Genomic DNA, 15500 nt, shown 5'->3' on the forward strand with positions numbered 1-15500 from the left:
ACCGCTCAGGCACGGAGGTTCCTTCCTAGAACATCCGGGGCCGGTCTTCGAGGCCGCAGCCCGTACTCTTGCCACCGCCACTAGAACCTGTTCTACTCGATCTCGTGACTCTGGGGAACACCGAAATACTGTCCGCGCCGCTGCGGATGACATTCGACTACACCCGCTCCACCGGTCCGACCATCGGGCGCTTCCTCACGGAACTGCGCGCCGGCAAGGTCATCGGGGTGCGGGGTTCCGATGGGCGCGTGATCGTGCCGCCCGCGGAATACGATCCGAAGACCAGCGAACCGCTGACCGAATTCGTCGACGTCGCCGACGTCGGCACCGTGCAGTCTTGGTCCTGGGTGGCCGAGCCGCTGCCGAGTCAGCCCTTCGACCGGCCCTTCGCCTACGCGCTGATCAAGCTGGACGGCGCGGACACCGCCATGCTGCACGCGGTGGATGTGGCGAGCCCCGCCGACATCACCACCGGCATGCGGGTGCGCGCCCGCTGGGCCGCCGAGCGCACCGGCCATATTCGCGACATCGTGGCCTTCGAGCCGGGCGAAACCTCCACGGCCCCGGCGGCCGGGGCGTCCGACGCCGAGCCGGTCACCGGAGTGGTGACCCCGGTCGACTATTCGGTCAAGCACACCGCCGCACCGCAGGAAGCCGTCTTCCTGAAGGGCCTGATGGAGGGCAAGCTGCTGGGTGCGCGGGCCAAGCTCGACGGCAAGGTGTACTTCCCGCCGCGCGGGGCCGACCCGCGCGACGGCGAGCCGACCGACGACTTCGTCGAGGTGTCCGACAAGGGCATCGTGACCACGTACTGCATCGTGAACGTGCCGTTCATGGGCCAGCGCCTGAAGCCGCCGTACGTGGCCGCCTACGTGCTGCTCGACGGCGCCGATATCCCGTTCCTGCACCTGGTGCTCGGCGTCGACGCGAACGAGGTCCGAATGGGCATGCGGATCGAGGCGGTGTGGAAGCCGCGCGAGGAGTGGGGCCTGTCCATGGCCAATATCGACCACTTCCGGCCCACCGGCGAACCGGACGCCGACTACGACTCTTTCGCGCACCACCTGTAGAGAGGCGCTGAAATACCTTGAGTAACACAGCAACCGACATCGCGGTAGTGGGCTTCGCGCACGCGCCGCACGTGCCGGAGACCTTCGGCACCACCAATGGCGTGGAGATGCTCGCGCCGTGCTTCCAGGAGCTCAAGCAGAAGCTCGGCGTCGGCGTCGCCGATATCGACTTCTGGTGCTCGGGCTCCTCGGATTACCTTGCGGGACGGGCGTTCTCGTTCATCTCGGCGATCGACTCGATCGGCGCGGTGCCGCCGATCAACGAGTCTCACGTGGAGATGGACGCGGCCTGGGCGCTGTACGAGGCGTGGGTGAAACTCCGCTCCGGACAGGCGAAGACGGCGCTGGTCTACGGTTTCGGCAAGTCGTCGGCCGGTACCCTGCGCCAGATCCTGGGTCTGCAGACCGACCCGTACCTGGTCGCGCCGCTGGGCGTGGACTCGCTGTCCATGGCCGGACTGCAGGCCCGCGCGGGCCTGGACGCGGGCCGCTGGACCGAGGCCGACATGGCCGCCGTCGCCGCCCGCACCACCGGCGGTGACATCGACAAGCTGCTGGCCGCGCCGAAGATCAATGATCCGCTGCGCGCCCACGACATCGCCCCGATCACCGACGGCGCCGCCGCCATCGTGCTGGCCGTCGGCGACCGGGCCCGCGAACTGTGCGAGCGTCCGGCCTGGCTGACCGGCATGGCGCACTACATCGACTCCCCCGTGCTGGGCGCCCGCGACCTGACCGTCTCGGAGTCCGCTACCAAGGCCGCGAACGCCGTGACCGGCGGTGACGCAAGCGGTTTCGACCTCGCCGAGCTGCACGCGCAATTCACCCACGAGGAGCTGATCCTGAAGCAGGCCATCGGCCTGAAGGGGGACACCCGGATCAACCCGTCCGGCGGCGCGCTGTCGGGCAACCCCATGTTCGCGGCCGGTCTGGAGCGCATCGGCTTCGCCGCCCGGGAAATCATCAATGGCACCGCGAATCGCGCACTGGCGCACGCCGCCAGCGGCCCCGCGTTGCAGCAGAACCTTGTGGCCACCCTGGAGGCACGTTCATGAGCTACGCAGCTGCCGTCCTCGGCACCGGTCAGACCCATCACGTGACCAAACGGTCCGATGTCTCGATGGCCGGAATGATCCGCGAGGCCATCGACCGGGCGCTCACGGACTCCGGCCTGACCATGGCCGATATCGACGCCATCGTGATCGGCAAGGCCCCCGACTTCTTCGAGGGCTCCATGATGCCGGAGCTGTTCCTCGCGGACGCCCTGGGCGCCACCGGAAAACCGCTGCTCCGGGTGCACACCGCGGGTTCCGTCGGCGGCTCCACGGCCGTCGTCGCGGCCAACCAGGTGCAGGCCGGCGTGCACCGCCGGGTGCTGGCCGTGGCGTGGGAGAAGCAGTCCGAGTCCAACGCCATGTGGGCGCTGTCGAGCCCGGTGCCGTTCACCATGCCGGTCGGCGCGGGCGCGGGCGGCTACTTCGCCCCGCACGTGCGCGCCTACATCCGTCGCTCCAACGCGCCACTGCACGTGGGCGCCATGGTCGCGGTGAAGGATCGCCGCAATGGCGCGCGCAATCCGTTCGCGCACCTGCACCAGCCCGACATCAGCGTGGAATCGGTGATGGCGTCCCAGATGCTGTGGGACCCCATCCGTTTCGACGAGACCTGCCCGTCCTCGGACGGCGCCTGCGCCATCGTGATCGGTGACGAGGAATCGGCCAAGGCCGTGGAGGCGCAGGGCAAGAAGGTCGCGTGGGTGCACGGCACCGCCATGCGCACCGAGCCGCTGGCCTACGCGGGCCGCGACCAGGTGAACCCGCAGGCCGGCCAGGCCGCCGCGAAGGCGCTGTGGCAGCAGGCCGGGATCACCAACCCGCTCGAGGAGATCGACGCGGCCGAGATCTACGTCCCGTTCTCGTGGTTCGAGCCGATGTGGCTGGAGAACCTGGGCTTCATGCCCGAGGGCGAGGGCTGGAAGCTCACCGACGCCGGCGAGACCGCCATCGGTGGGAAGCTGCCGGTCAACCCGTCGGGCGGCGTGCTGTCCTCCAACCCGATCGGCGCGTCCGGCATGATCCGCTTCGCCGAGGCCGCCAAGCAGGTCATGGGCCGCGCGGGCGACTACCAGGTGGAGAACGCCCGCAAGGCCTTCGGCCACGCGTACGGCGGTGGCTCGCAGTACTTCTCGATGTGGGTCGTCGGCAGCGAGCAACGATGACCACCACCTCCGAGCACCCCGCGCGGGTGGCGGGCGCGGCTTCTCAGGCCGCGGTGCGCGCCAAGGACAAGGACGCCTGGGTGGCGTTGTTCGCCGCCGACGGCATCGTGGAGGATCCCGTCGGGCCGTCCTTCTTCGATCCCGAGGGCGTGGGACACCGTGGCGCGGAAGCGATCGCGGCGTTCTGGGACAAGGCGATCGCCCAGACGGAGTCGATCGAGTTCCTCTTCGACGACTCCTTCGCCTGTGGGCAGGAGGTGGCCTTCACCGGCCGCATCCGCACCACCATGGGCGGGCACATCGTGGATGCCGAGGGCGTGTTCACCTACAAGGTGGACGCTGACGGCAAAATCGCTGCGCTGCGCGCCTTCTGGGAGACCGAGCGTGCGATGGCGACGATGAAGAAGGCCTAGGGCCTCGAAAACCGAAGCGGGCGACTGGATGATCCAGTCGCCCGCTTCTATTTTGTCTCCGCCCTGAGGAGTGAGAGGGGTACAGGGCGGATCAAACCATCAGTGCCTCAGTGCTTTACAGGGCAGCCGCCCTTGTAGTCCACCTGCATCTCCTTGATGCCGTTGAGCCAGCCCGAGCGCAGGCGCTTGGGGTCGCCCAGCTTGGTGATGTCGGGCATGTGGTCGGCGATGGCGTTGAAGATGATCTCGATCTCGAGTCGAGCCAGGTTCGCGCCGATGCAGAAGTGCGCGCCGGTACCGCCGAAGGACAGGTGCGGGTTCGGGTCACGCAGGATGTTGAAGGTGTACGGGTCCTCGAACACCTCTTCGTCGAAGTTGGCCGAGCGGTAGGACAGGATGACCCGCTGGCCCTTCTTGATCTCCACACCGCCGACCTCGACGTCCTCGAGCGCGGTGCGCTGGAAGGAGCTGACCGGGGTGGCCCAGCGGATGATCTCGTCGGCGGCGGTCTTGGGCCGCTCCTTCTTGTAGAGCTCCCACTGGTCGGGGTTCTCCATGAAGGCGATCATGCCGTGCGTGGTGGCATTACGGGTGGTCTCGTTGCCCGCGACCGCCAGCATCATGACGAAGAAGCCGAACTCCTCCGGCAGCAGCGCCTCGCCGTCCATATCGGCATTGATCAGCTGGGTGACGATGTCGTCGGCCGGGCAGGCGCGACGGGCTTCGGCCATCTGGTACGAGTAGCCGAGGATCTCGGTGGAGGCGACCACCGGGTCGGCGTTCGATTCCGGATCGTCGTAGCTGGTCATGTCGTTGGACCACTGGAAGAGCTTCATACGGTCTTCCTGCGGCACACCGATCAGCTCGGCGATGGCCTGCAGCGGCAGCTCGGCGGCCACCTGCTCCACGAAGTCGCCGTTGCCGGACTCGACGGCGGCCTTCACGATGGACTCCGCGCGGGCGGTCAGCTCGGCGCGCAGGCCGTTGATGACGCGCGGCGTGAAGCCCTTGGAGATGATCTTGCGGAGCTTGGTGTGCTCCGGGGCGTCCTTGTTCAGCAGGACGAACCGCTGCAGATCGATCTGCTCGCGGGTGATGTCGTCCTGGAACCGCGGGATGGCGGTGTTCTCATAGGTGGAGAACACGTCATCGCGGCGCGAGACGGTCTTCACATCGGCATGCTTGGACAGGACCCAGAAGCCGTCGTCGGTGAAGCCACCGACCTCCGGCGACTTCGGGTTCCACCAGATAGGCGCAGTTCTGCGCAGTTCGGCAAGCTCCTCGGCCGGCACTCGCTTCGCCCAAATTTCGGGGTCGGTGACGTCGAATCCATCCGGCACTCCGGGCCGGGCTGCAGTGTCAACCACCAGCAGTCTCCTTTGACCAACTGAAACACGTTCTACCGCTATTGAAGCACAGGGGGTAGAACAAGAGAAGGGACTAGGTAATAGTCCGGAACAGACTTACGTTACTGGTCGTGAACTCGTTGCAGTTCTGATCCGGAAGGAAAGACAATGGGTACTCCCGTCATCGTCGAGGCCGCGCGCACCCCGATCGGCAAGCGCAATGGCTGGCTCGCCGGCCTGCACGCCGCCGAACTGCTCGGCGCCGCACAGCAGGGCGTGCTCCAGCGCGCGGAGCTGAACCCGGCTCTGGTCGAGCAGGTCGTCGGCGGCTGCGTCATGCAGGTGGGCGAGCAGGGCAACAATGTCACCCGCACCGCGTGGCTGCACGCCGGACTGCCGTGGCAGACCGGCGCCGTCACCATCGACAACCAGTGCGGTTCCGCGCAGCAGGCCGCGGGCATGGTGGCCGGCCTGATCGCCACCGGCGCCATCGAGGTCGGCATGGCCTGCGGCATCGAGTCCATGAGCCATGTTCCGTTGGGCGCCAACGTCGGAACGCACGCCGGGCCGCGTCGCCCCGCGTCGTGGGACATCGACATGCCGAACCAGTTCGAGGCCGCCGAGCGAATCGCCAAGCGGCGCGGCATCACTCGCGACGACGTCGAGGAGCTGGGCGTGCGCTCGCAGCGGCTGGCCGCGCAGGCGTGGGCCGAGGGCCGCTTCGATCGCGAGGTGCTGACCATCAAGAACGCCCCGCAGGTCGACAAGGAGGGCAACCTCACCGGCGAGTTCGCCGACATCAGCAAGGACCAGGGTCTGCGCGCTACCGACCGCGAGGGCCTGGCGAAGCTGAAGCCGGTGCTGGAGGGCGGAATTCACACCGCCGGTACGTCCTCGCAGATCTCCGACGGTGCCGCCGCCGTACTGCTGATGGACGAAAAGGCCGCGCAGCGTGAGGGTTTGCGTCCGCGCGCCCGCATCGTCTCGCAGTGCCTGGTCGGTGGCGAGCCGGAATTCCACCTCGACGGCCCGGTGCAGGCGTGCGAGCGACTGCTCGAGCGTTCCGGCATGAGCATCTCCGATATCGACTTGTTCGAGATCAATGAGGCTTTCGCTTCCGTGGTGCTGTCGTGGGCCTCGGTGCACAAGCCGGATTTCGATCGCGTGAACGTCAATGGCGGTGCGATCGCGCTCGGCCACCCGGTCGGCAGCACCGGATCCCGCTTGATCACAACGGCTTTGCACGAGCTGGAGCGCACCGACAAGAGCACCGCCATGATCCTGATGTGCTGTGGCGGCGCCCTCGCGACCGGCACGATCATCGAACGGATCTAGTCTCTCAATGATTTTCGGCCAGGTTGAACGTTCATCCGTCTTGCCCTGAGACGTGGCGTACGCCACACAAAATCCGGTACAGACAAGAAGATGATCCATCAGCTATCTTATGGCTACCCGAGGCCCGTCCGGGAAGACCCCCGCGACGGGCCAGAACCGGGGCTCTTAAGCCCTTGGCAAGAACCGTGGGGTTGGCCCGCAAACGCCCAAGCCACAGCGGGTGAACCGGATCACCGCCTAGAAGCTTCAAGGAAATCGCGAATCAGGCGTAGGTTTTCAGTTACTGAGCCGCTAATATCAATGATACGTATCCGAGATAACGACTGTTAGTACAGCGAAGGGAATTGGGCGGCTCACAATGGCTGATTTCGCGGCGCGGCTGAACAAGCTGTTCGAAACCGTGCATCCCCCGGGGCGTAAGCCGCACACGAACGCAGAGGTGGCGGCCGCCTTGACGGCATCCGGCCACCCGATCTCGAAACCGTATCTGTCGCAGTTGCGGTCGGGACAGCGCACGAACCCGTCGGATGAGACGGTGGCTGCTCTGGCAAAGTTCTTCAAGGTCAAACCGGACTACTTCTTCAACGACATCTACGCGGCGAAGATCGATCACGATCTCGAGCTGCTGTCCCAGCTGCAGGGCTATGGACTCCGTCGTCTGTCGAGCAGGGCGTTCGACCTGTCCGAAGAATCTCAGAATCTCCTCACGTCTATGGCGGAGAAGTTGCGGGCAAGCGAAGGTTTGCCCGAAATTCCTCCGGATGGCACGGAATAAGCACTGCCACAGAGCAACACAGTGCGGCTAGCTCGGAGGCCGCACTGTGTTGGTTTGTTACAGGGCTTGCTCCAGACCGGACATAAGGCGGCCGCCGGTACTGCTTGCAGGGCAGTACCGGCGTCTCCGCCGGACCATGCGGTCCACGTGAAGGATGTTGCACCGGTCTCAGCCCGCTGAGGCCATGTGGCGCAGACCCCTGCGCTGGTGCAGTATGCACAAAGCTGGCATAACGCCGTCCAGGTGTACCTGGATGGCCGAATCAGTTGTTTTGTGCACTATGTCGTTTTGTGCACTGTGAGTGTTTCGCCCCATTGCACCAACCGGACAAGCACGAGTGACAACTTCAAGTGACAAGCAAAGTCCCGTACCACGCACGGCGGGTTCGGTGAGACGAAACCTCGGATACGAAGTCTCATCGAGAAGGCCCGCCGGAATGCCGCGCCCATGGCAATCACGCGAGGTACGGGACTTGCGCATTTGCGACAGGATCGCAAAAGCGTCGGTGATCTCCGCGTGATCAACTTCGAGGCCCTTCCGGACGGTAATGCCCGGCGGACTCAGAAGGTAATGGAAGAGTAAATGTCTACCGTTTGGCAGACCCCGGAACCGTGGCCTGCGCCGGCGCCGCGTCATACGCGCGCGCGATGGCCTGCACCCACCCGCGCGGACTGACCCCCGCGGGCGGCGAGATCCAGCGGCCGTCGATCACTGTCTCGCCGAACGGATTCCGCGCCCACTCGGCCACCCGCCGCGCCCGATCGGCCACCGAGACCGGCGGCTGACCCGCCGCGACCAGTTCCACACCGCCGCCGGACTGCAGATAGAGCGCGTCCATGATCTGCGCGACCTGGTCCGATGCCTTGAGCTGGGTGCCCGAACCGGTCTGTTCGTGCGCCACCACCTCCGGGAACCGCGCGATCAGCACCCGGTGCAGGGTGCGAATCTGTTTGAGCAGCACCCGCGCCCGCCACCACAGCTCGATCACGATCCACACCGCGCCGATGGCGATGAGCAGCGCCGCGATCTGCCACATCGGCCAGAACCAGCCCTCGTCACCCGGATTCGGCATGAGCTCGTCGTTCACCGCGCGGCGAATCGACAGGGCCGCCAGCAAGCCGACCACCGCGGTACCGGTCGTATACAGCGCGATGCCGCGGCCGAGGGTGGTCCAATCCAGGTTGCGCACACCGGTGATCACGATGAAGACGCACTCCACCAGCACGATCGCCCAGCCGAAGGTGACCGACCAGAGTAGGGTCAGCAGCATGGCGAGCGCACCACCGCCATAGATCATCATGGCGATCTGGCGCAGATTGCGACGCGACACCACCGGCCACGCGGCCGAGGCCACCACCGAGGTGGCGGTGGCGAACATGATCCACGCGGCCGTCACCACCCGGTCGCCCAGCCACAGACCGCGCACACCGTTCGGTATCAGATGATCAACGGCCAGACCGATTTCCGGCACTCCGACCGTCGCCGCCAACGCGACCGCGGCCACCGCGATGACGATCGCGACCCGAGCTGTCGTCGCAGGTTTCACCAGCACACGCCCGACGCGCGCGCCCGAGGCCATCCACACCAGCATGGCCACCAACCAGAACGTCATGCCGCGTCCTTTCGGGGATGACCGAGGGCCCCTACGTGGTTACGCAAGCTGCCGCCTCCGGGGCCTGACTCGGTCATCCCAGCGCCTCATCGAATCGAAGGACCGAGACGCCCGCGCCCCGGCTGTTGAACACCCGCAGGCGGGTCATCAGCATGCTCGCGAAAGTCTCCGCTTCCCATTCGCACTGCTCGTCGTCGCCCAGATCGATGGCCTTCTGATGCGCGCGCTGGCTGAGCATGTAGGCGATCAGATCGTCGCTGGCCTCCAGCACCACCTCGGTCGCCGCCTCGCCCGGATGGTCGAAGACGATGTGGCCGAGCTCGTGCGCGAGGGTGTGCTCACGGCTGGGCAGCGCCTGCGCCAGCACGATCACGTCCCGGTCCGGATAGCTGCGGCGCTGGCCGCACACGCCCGGACCCAGTGTGGCGCTGGCGATCTCGATCGGCCGCCGCCGCTCCGCGGAGATGGCGAGCACCACCTCGTCGAGGTCGGTGGCGTCGAAGTCGGCCGCCACCGCGCACACCGCGTCCACCGCGGCGGCCACCCGGCGGTAGGACCCGATGCTATGAGCCTTGCTCTCGGTCATCGCGGTCCCCTCATGCCCTCGGTCCGAAGAATGCCGCGCGCGCGGCGTCGACCCGGGCCTGCGCCGCGGACGCGCTCTGGAAACTGACCGCACCCGACCCGGTGCCCGCCAGCGCCATGGCGATCAGGCCGCCGATCACCGACAGCGGCTTCCACGGCGGCAGTGGCGAGTTGTGCGAGGTCGGCTTCACATCCGGATCCGGTTGCGCCAGAACGGGAGCGGGCTTCGGGGCGGGCGGCGCCGGGGCGGCGGGCACGGCCTCCGGCACCGGCGCGGCGACCACGGGGGCCACCACCGCGGGCAGCGCCGGAACGGCCGGGGGCTGCGGAATCTCCAGCGGCACCGACGGCACCGCGGGCGCGGGCGGCGGCGGAATCAGCAACAGCAGCAACGGCGAGGCGCAGATGGCGGCGGAACCGAGTCCCGCCGAACCGAGCACCGCGGAACCCACCGCCGCCGAACCCAGATCGGCCGAGCCCGCGGCGGAACCCACACCGGCCGAGCCGACACCCGAGCCGGTGGCGGCCGAACCCGCGCCGGAGCCCGCCGAACCCAGCCCGGTGAGCGCACCGACCGCGGAACCCACACCGGCGGAACCGATTCCGGCCGAGCCGACCGCGGCCGAACCGGTGCACAGCGCGGCCAGTCCGGCCGAGCCCACGGCGGCCGAACCGACCGCGGCGGAACCCGTTGCGGCCGAACCGGTGCCGAGCAGTAGCCCCAGCAGCGCGGAGCCGGTGCCGAGCCCCGCCGAGCCGACGCCCGCGGAGCCCAGGCCCAGCACCGATCCGGTGCCCAGTCCGGCGGAACCGACGGCGGCGGAGCCGGTGCCCAGCACGGCCGAACCGGTGGCGGCGCCCGCGGAACCGGTGCCCGCCACGGCGGAACCCAATCCCGCACCGGCGGAACCGGTTACGGCCGAACCGCTACCCAGTGCCGCCGAACCGGTGCCGCCCAGCACGGCGCCCAGGCCCGCGGAGCCGACCGCGGCCGAGCCGACGCCCAGTCCGGCCGAGCCGGTACCGAGGCCGAGCAGAATGGAGAGCAGATCCTGAGGTCCGGCCACCGGGGTGCCGGGCACGGCGACCGGCTGCGATGGGGCCGCCGATGCGGGCGTCTGGCCGAGGGGCGCCGGATCCTGGCCGGCGGGCGCGGGATCGAGCGGCAGGCCCGGCTGCGCCTCCGCGGCAGCGGGCCCGAGCAACGCCGAACCGGCGACAGCTGCGATCACTGCCACCAGACGCATTGCACGATCGACGATCATGCGACAGCCATCCCCTCATCGATACCGCGCGCTTTGGCTTGCTCCGCACCAGGGGCACGGAATCCCGATCCGCGACAGGCGGTTCGGGACAGGTGTCGAGCTCACACTGTCGCCCCGATTGCCGGGCTGTTGCGGAACGCGGTCATCGTACCGGTCGCTACGTCATTCCGCACAAGTCCCGATCGCATTAGGGGTGCTCACAAACCGTACGCCCGCGCTTACCCCCTCGTCCCCAATATCACCAAGCAGCGCAGGCGAATTGCCCGTGATCAGGTATTCTCGCCCGACCTCACGAGCGAATCGGCGGGCTGTGAGATTCCGGCCTCCCCCTGCGGGACCGATAGTTCAGACAAATCGGACAGTTTGCGGCCGGGTATCCGCTCCACCCGACCCCGGAAAGCGCGAAGCCGCCCCCGGGCGAGAGGTTCCGGGAGCGGCTCGGTGCGCCGGACATGCGGCGCGCAATGGATCCGATGGTGTGCGGATCCGGGGTGCGCGGCCGGGCTGTGGTGGCCGCGCACGTCGGGGGCGTCAGGCCGAAGTCGTGACGCGGTACTCGGCGAGGCTGTCGATGCGCTCGACGGCCTCGGTGATGATGCTGTCCATCAGGTCCGCCACGCTCGGCAGATCCTCGATGATGCCCGCGACCTGACCCGAGGCGAGCACACCGGCTTCGGTGTTGCCCTCCACCAGACCGGCCTTCAGGTACATGGCGGTGTTCGCGCCCATGATGACCTGCGACCAGGTGAGGTCCTTGTGCTTGCGGGTGTTGAGGCCCTCCTTGGCCAGCGTCGTCCACTTCATGCCGGTCATCGACTTGAACTTGGCGGCGTTGACCAGCGCGGCGTACAGGCCGCGGATATTGCCCGAGTGCTCGAGCTTCTCGACCAGCTCGGTCTTGAGCACGCGGTGCGGCATGCCGTCGACCTTGAGCGAGACCACGGTGTCCTGCAGCCCGCGCTTGAGGTACTCCTGCTTCACCGAATCCGGGACGCTGGAGTCCTGGGTCAGCAGGAAGCGGGTGCCCATGGCGACACCGGCCGCGCCGTAGGACAGCGCGGCGGCCAGGCCGCGACCGTCGAAGAAGCCGCCACCGGCCACGACCGGGATGTCGACGGCGTCCAGGACCGACGGCAGCAGCAGGGTGGTCGCGACGGAACCGGTGTGGCCACCGCCCTCGCCGCCCTGCACGATCACCGCGTCCGCGCCCCAGGAGGCGACCTTCACCGCGTGCTTGGCCGCGCCGATGGACGGCATCACGACGACGCCGTTGTCCTTCAGCTTCGCGATCAGCTCCTTCTTGGGAGCCAGCGCGAACGAGGCCACCTTCACGCCCTCGCGGATCATCATGTCGATGCGGTCCGGGGCGTCCGACAGGTCGGCGCGGATGTTCACGCCGAAGGGCTTGTCGGTCTTGGCCTTGGTCTTGGCGATGGCCACCTCGAGCTCGTCGAGGTCCATGGTCGCCGAGGCCAGGATGCCGAGGCCGCCCGCATTCGCGGTGGCCGCGACCAGGCCGGGTCCGGCGACCCAGCCCATGCCGGTCTGCACGACCGGGTGCTCGATGCCGACCAGTTCGGTCAGCGGCGTCTTCAAACGCTGAGCGGTCATGCCGTCACTTCCTTCTCGCGGAAACCCTTCGGGTCCAGCACGGTCCGGATGATGGTGAGCTCTTCCTCGGTCGGCAGCCGGGTCTCGCCCGCCTCGGCCAGACCGGCGACCTCGAACGAAGTGTTCTCCGCGACCTCGTCGGCGGTCACACCGGGGTGCAGCGACAGCGCGCGCAGGGTGTGGTCCGGACCGTTGAAGTCGAACACGCCCAGGTTCGAGACCACCCGGTGCAGGTGGTGGAACCGGTAGGCCGGGTTCTCCGGGTCGATCTTGTCGTAGCCGATGCCGGAGACGATGTCGACCTGGTCCACGAACACCCGCTTGTTGTGCTTGGGCACGAAGTAGCTGGTGGCGTGGTTGATGGTGTTGCCCGGCGCGCCGCGCACACCGAACATCTGGCGGGTCGGCTGCTGCAGCGGGCCGAACGCCGACAGGTTCTGGTTGCCGAAGCGGTCGAGCTGGTTGGCGCCCATGACCACGTGGCGGCGACCGGAGTTCACGACGTCGAAGACCTTCGAGAACGGGATCCAGCCCTCGATGGGAGCCTTGCCGCCGATCGGCGGGACCTCGGCGAAGAACAGCGCCTCACCGTCGGACAGCAGCAGGTCGGGCTCGAAGGTGAGCCGCGCCAGGCGCGCGCCGATGGTGGTGACGGTGGACATCGGGGAGGCCATGATCTCGCCCGCGCCCCGGAAGATCTCCGCGGCCGCGACGACGCAGATCTCGGCCCGAGTGATCGTGGTGGTGTCGGTCATTACTTCTGCTCCTCGGCGAAAGCCTTGACGGCGGCCTGGTATTCGGCCTCGGACACGTCCAGGAAGCGAGCCTTGAACTCGGCCCACGACTCGGGGGTCTTGGCGGCCTCGACGTAGTGGCGCTGGAACTTCTCGTCGCGGCCGTAGCTGCCGGAGAAGGTGAAGTGCGCGCCGCCGGGAGCCTCGACGACTCCGTCGACCATCATGCGGTTCAGGACGAGGGACTGCGTCGGAACGGCTTTCACCAGTTCCTCGGTCTCGACCAGGCGGTCCACCGACAGGTAGCGCTTCTCGGCCGAGAGCATGTACAGGTCGTCCATGTACGGGTCGACGCCGGTGTAGGCGGCGTTGCCGTGCTTGTCGCCCAGGTCCAGGTGCACGAAGGCGGCGTCCAGGTTCAGCGCGGGCATGGCGACCAGGGTCTCGTTCTTGCCGTCGGTCGGGTACGGCGACTGAACGGTCTTCAGCTCGCCCTCCCAGAAATCGACGACGGCGGAACCCAGGCCGGCGCGGATCGGCAGGAACGGCAGGCGGGCCGCGGCGGCCTGCAGACCGCACTTGACCATGCCCTCGTCCATCTCGCGCACGGTGATCGCGCCCTCGGTCCGGGCCTTGGCGAACCACGGGTCGTAGAACGGCGCCGAGTCCAGGGACACGAAGCCGTAGTACGCCTTCTTGACCTTGCCCGCCGAGCACAGCAGACCCAGGTCCGGGCCGCCGTAGGTGACGACGGTCAGATCGGTGACGTCCGAACGCAGCAGGGCGCGCACGAAGGCCATCGGCTTACGCCGGGAACCCCAGCCGCCGATGCCGATGGTCATGCCGCTGCGCAGCTCGCCGACGACCTCGTCGAGGTTCATTCGCTTGTCGCGCATGGCTTTACTTCCCCTTCTTCTGCGCGGCCAGGTCGTCGTCGAAGCGCGCCCGGATCTCGTCGGCCACACCCGCGAGGTTCAGCTCCATGGTGAAGCCCTGCTCGAAGCGGTACGAGCGGTGCACGTCCTGCACGTCGATGCCGTTGAGCGCCTTCTTGGCGGCGCGGATCACGCGGCCGTCCTTGTTGGCGATGTTCTTGGCGACCTCCATGGCGGCGGCGTCCAGTTCGGCGCGCGGCACCACCTTGAAGACCGAGCCGTAGTGGTGCAGCTGCTGCGCGGTCAGGGTGCCCGCGGTGTAGAACATGGTCCGCATCAGGTGCTGGGGGACCAGTCGGGCCAGGTGGGTGGCCGCACCGAGCGCGCCGCGGTCGACCTCGGGGAGGCCGAAGGTCGCGTCGTCGGAGGCGACGATGACGTCGGAGTTGCCGACCAGGCCGATGCCGCCGCCGAGGCAGAAGCCGTTCACGGCGGTGACGACCGGGACCTCACAGTCGTAGATCGCGGCGAACGCGGCGAAGCAGCCGTGGTTCGCGCGGATCAGCGCGGTGTGGCCGGTGTCGGCGTTCATCTCCTTGATGTCCACGCCGGCGTTGAAGCCGCGGCCCTCGGCGCGCAGCACCACGACCCGGGTCTCCGGGTTCTTACCGGCCTGGGTGACGGCGTCGGCCAGGGCGAACCAGCCGTCGGAAGGCAGAGCGTTGACCGGGGCGTAGTCGACAGTGACGACTTCGACGCCCTCGGTTTCGGTGTGACGGTTGATCCCCATCGCGAGTCCCATCGTTGGCAAAACAAGCAAGTGCTTGGTAGGTTAGCACGGTGGGAATCGAAGTAAACCTGTCCGGCTCGGTCGTCTTGGTCACCGGCGGCGTGCGCGGCGTCGGCGCCGGCATCAGCCGGGTGTTCCTGGACGCGGGCGCGACCGTGGTGGCCTGCGCGCGACGCCCCGGCGACACCCCTGTCGAGAGCAATGGCCGCACCATCGACTTCCTGCCGTGCGACGTGCGCGATGTGGATTCGGTGCGCGGGCTCGTCGAGACGATCGTCGAGAAGTACGGGCGCCTGGACACCGTCGTGAACAACGCCGGCGGCGCGCCCTTCGCCCTGGCCGCCGACGCCAGCGCCAACTTCCACTCGAAGATCGTGCAGCTGAACCTGCTCGCGCCGCTGCTGGTTTCGCAGATCGCCAACGAGGTCATGCAGAAGCAGGACACCGGCGGTTCGATCGTGATGATCTCCAGCGTCTCCGGGCACCGGCCCTCCCCCGGCACCGCGGCCTACGGCGCCGCCAAAGCCGGTGTGGACAGCCTGGTTTCGTCGCTCGCGGTGGAATGGGCGCCCAAGGTCCGGATGAACTCCGTCATCTGCGGCCTGGTCAACACCGAGTCCTCGCACCTGCACTACGGCGACGAGGACGGCATCGCCTCGGTCAGCGCCACGGTGCCCATGGGGCGCATGGCGACCCCGGAGGACATCGGCCGCACCGCCGCCTTCCTGGCCTCCCCGCTCGCGTCCTATGTCACCGGCAGCGCGCTGCTGGTGCACGGCGGCGGCGAGAAGCCCGCCTTCCTGGAAGCCTCCACCGCGGACGTCCCCGCCGTCTCAGGCCACTAGACCGACCGAACACACGAAGAGGTAAT

Annotated in this window: 15 protein-coding genes; 7 read left to right on the forward strand and 8 right to left on the reverse strand. The window is 67.8% G+C overall.

Annotation, left to right across the window (positions count from 1 at the left end):
- Positions 1-146: 146 nt before the first annotated feature.
- The 4 genes from ACWEOI_RS02765 to ACWEOI_RS02780 are packed head-to-tail and all read left to right on the forward strand — an operon-like array spanning position 147 to position 3701.
- A complete protein-coding gene (locus ACWEOI_RS02765) occupies positions 147-1070 on the forward strand; it encodes a Zn-ribbon domain-containing OB-fold protein (RefSeq protein WP_452359184.1) in 924 nt (307 codons plus the stop codon).
- 17 nt (positions 1071-1087) lie between these two features.
- Entirely contained in the window at positions 1088-2125 is a 1038-nt protein-coding gene (locus ACWEOI_RS02770) for a thiolase domain-containing protein (RefSeq protein WP_452358787.1), read from the forward strand.
- Positions 2122-3288, forward strand: a complete 1167-nt coding sequence (locus ACWEOI_RS02775; protein ID WP_452358788.1) for a thiolase domain-containing protein — start codon at positions 2122-2124, stop codon at positions 3286-3288. The genes ACWEOI_RS02770 and ACWEOI_RS02775 overlap by 4 nt, the downstream gene beginning before the upstream one ends.
- Positions 3285-3701 (forward strand): nuclear transport factor 2 family protein, encoded by a 417-nt coding sequence (locus ACWEOI_RS02780; protein WP_452358789.1) that lies wholly within the window; start codon positions 3285-3287, stop codon positions 3699-3701. Before ACWEOI_RS02775 ends, ACWEOI_RS02780 begins: the two co-directional genes overlap by 4 nt.
- A 107-nt stretch (positions 3702-3808) precedes the next feature.
- Here ACWEOI_RS02780 and ACWEOI_RS02785 read toward each other — a convergent pair whose 3' ends face one another.
- Entirely contained in the window at positions 3809-5068 is a 1260-nt protein-coding gene (locus tag ACWEOI_RS02785) for a cytochrome P450 (RefSeq protein ID WP_452358790.1), read from the reverse strand.
- Between the two features lie 147 nt (positions 5069-5215).
- On the opposite strand from ACWEOI_RS02785, the gene ACWEOI_RS02790 reads away from it, so the two are divergent.
- Entirely contained in the window at positions 5216-6382 is a 1167-nt protein-coding gene (locus ACWEOI_RS02790) for a steroid 3-ketoacyl-CoA thiolase (RefSeq protein WP_357089770.1), read from the forward strand.
- Between the two features lie 358 nt (positions 6383-6740).
- Positions 6741-7157 carry a helix-turn-helix domain-containing protein gene (locus ACWEOI_RS02795; RefSeq protein ID WP_011207048.1) on the forward strand — a complete coding sequence of 139 codons (417 nt, stop codon included), beginning with the start codon at positions 6741-6743 and terminating at the stop codon, positions 7155-7157.
- 586 nt (positions 7158-7743) lie between these two features.
- On the opposite strand, the gene ACWEOI_RS02800 is transcribed toward ACWEOI_RS02795, so the two are convergent.
- From ACWEOI_RS02800 to ACWEOI_RS02830, 7 genes are all read right to left on the reverse strand, one after another.
- Positions 7744-8769, reverse strand: coding sequence for a hypothetical protein (locus ACWEOI_RS02800; RefSeq protein ID WP_452358791.1), 1026 nt, complete (start codon positions 8767-8769; stop codon positions 7744-7746).
- Between the two features lie 73 nt (positions 8770-8842).
- A complete protein-coding gene (locus ACWEOI_RS02805) occupies positions 8843-9355 on the reverse strand; it encodes an ImmA/IrrE family metallo-endopeptidase (protein WP_357089776.1) in 513 nt (170 codons plus the stop codon).
- A gap of 10 nt (positions 9356-9365) precedes the next feature.
- Positions 9366-10592, reverse strand: coding sequence for a hypothetical protein (locus tag ACWEOI_RS02810; RefSeq protein ID WP_452358792.1), 1227 nt, complete (start codon positions 10590-10592; stop codon positions 9366-9368).
- A gap of 558 nt (positions 10593-11150) precedes the next feature.
- Positions 11151-12230 (reverse strand): NAD(P)H-dependent flavin oxidoreductase, encoded by a 1080-nt coding sequence (locus tag ACWEOI_RS02815; protein WP_452358793.1) that lies wholly within the window; start codon positions 12228-12230, stop codon positions 11151-11153.
- Positions 12227-12985, reverse strand: coding sequence for a CoA-transferase subunit beta (locus ACWEOI_RS02820; RefSeq protein WP_433670237.1), 759 nt, complete (start codon positions 12983-12985; stop codon positions 12227-12229). Before ACWEOI_RS02820 ends, ACWEOI_RS02815 begins: the two co-directional genes overlap by 4 nt.
- A complete protein-coding gene (locus tag ACWEOI_RS02825; protein WP_452358794.1) occupies positions 12985-13860 on the reverse strand; it encodes a CoA transferase subunit A in 876 nt (291 codons plus the stop codon). The genes ACWEOI_RS02820 and ACWEOI_RS02825 overlap by 1 nt, the downstream gene beginning before the upstream one ends.
- Positions 13861-13864: 4 nt before the next feature.
- Positions 13865-14629: an enoyl-CoA hydratase family protein gene (locus ACWEOI_RS02830; protein ID WP_357089788.1), complete on the reverse strand. Its 765-nt coding sequence runs from the start codon at positions 14627-14629 to the stop codon at positions 13865-13867.
- Between the two features lie 50 nt (positions 14630-14679).
- Between ACWEOI_RS02830 and ACWEOI_RS02835 the strand changes: the two genes are divergently transcribed.
- Complete coding sequence (locus ACWEOI_RS02835; RefSeq protein WP_452358795.1) at positions 14680-15474, forward strand: SDR family oxidoreductase; 795 nt, start codon at positions 14680-14682, stop codon at positions 15472-15474.
- The last annotated feature ends 26 nt before the right edge of the window (positions 15475-15500 follow it).

Source organism: Nocardia sp. NPDC004340 (genome assembly GCF_053602575.1).

Coding starts and splice junctions, on each gene's coding strand:
- ACWEOI_RS02765 (WP_452359184.1), top strand. CDS start 147: ATGACATTCGACTACACCCGCTCCACCGGTCCGACCATCGGGCGCTTC.
- ACWEOI_RS02775 (WP_452358788.1), top strand. CDS start 2,122: ATGAGCTACGCAGCTGCCGTCCTCGGCACCGGTCAGACCCATCACGTG.
- ACWEOI_RS02780 (WP_452358789.1), top strand. CDS start 3,285: ATGACCACCACCTCCGAGCACCCCGCGCGGGTGGCGGGCGCGGCTTCT.
- ACWEOI_RS02790 (WP_357089770.1), top strand. CDS start 5,216: ATGGGTACTCCCGTCATCGTCGAGGCCGCGCGCACCCCGATCGGCAAG.
- ACWEOI_RS02795 (WP_011207048.1), top strand. CDS start 6,741: ATGGCTGATTTCGCGGCGCGGCTGAACAAGCTGTTCGAAACCGTGCAT.
- ACWEOI_RS02800 (WP_452358791.1), bottom strand. CDS start 8,769: ATGACGTTCTGGTTGGTGGCCATGCTGGTGTGGATGGCCTCGGGCGCG.
- ACWEOI_RS02805 (WP_357089776.1), bottom strand. CDS start 9,355: ATGACCGAGAGCAAGGCTCATAGCATCGGGTCCTACCGCCGGGTGGCC.
- ACWEOI_RS02815 (WP_452358793.1), bottom strand. CDS start 12,230: ATGACCGCTCAGCGTTTGAAGACGCCGCTGACCGAACTGGTCGGCATC.
- ACWEOI_RS02820 (WP_433670237.1), bottom strand. CDS start 12,985: ATGACCGACACCACCACGATCACTCGGGCCGAGATCTGCGTCGTCGCG.
- ACWEOI_RS02825 (WP_452358794.1), bottom strand. CDS start 13,860: ATGCGCGACAAGCGAATGAACCTCGACGAGGTCGTCGGCGAGCTGCGC.
- ACWEOI_RS02830 (WP_357089788.1), bottom strand. CDS start 14,629: ATGGGGATCAACCGTCACACCGAAACCGAGGGCGTCGAAGTCGTCACT.